Below are 529 nucleotides of genomic sequence, written 5' to 3'. Positions count from 1 at the left end.
ACTAAGACTTCCCATACCCAAAATGGGCTTCGTACCTTGAAAACTCAATATTTCAGCTAACAAAATAGCGATTTATGCTTTAGCTGCCCACGAATCAAGTGCATTTTGCAGATATTGCGGTAGTCTGGATACAAAATCTGCAGTAAATACAGCAAGCTGTTCTTCGCTCAGATTCAGAATCTCCTTAAAACTTGCCATCAAAGCATCCATCAAGATGCAAAGAGACCTTGTGAAAGTGATGTCTGCCATCTCATCTACCAGGAAGAAGAATAGTTCTCCTAAGGTTCGTTGGTCTTCATTTTTTCGTTGTTCTAATGCCAAAAGCATATACCTGGCAAATACAATGGCTACATGTGCTGTCAATGCATCGTAAGAGAGACTGTGGCATTCGCCAATGAGATTAAGTGTAGATTTGCAAGTCTTGAAAAACACCTCAATCTGCCAGCGCTTTCCATAGATACGAATGATTTCTTCTTCTGACAGAGTTGGATTTGTGCAGATAAAAGCAAGCCAATCCTTACGATTCGCC

General features: G+C 40.6%; 1 protein-coding gene. It reads right to left on the bottom strand.

Annotation, left to right across the window (positions count from 1 at the left end; translation table 11 throughout):
• Positions 1-72: 72 nt before the first annotated feature.
• Positions 73-529: transposase (locus tag ACTNB3_RS17920; RefSeq protein ID WP_441027320.1), on the bottom strand; the 457-nt coding region annotated here is incomplete at its 5' end.

The organism is Bariatricus sp. HCP28S3_D3 (assembly GCF_052065755.1).
Lineage (GTDB): Bacteria > Bacillota > Clostridia > Lachnospirales > Lachnospiraceae > Allocoprococcus.
Note: the sequence above shows the minus strand (reverse complement) of the source record. Positions and strands in the feature narration are given on the sequence as shown.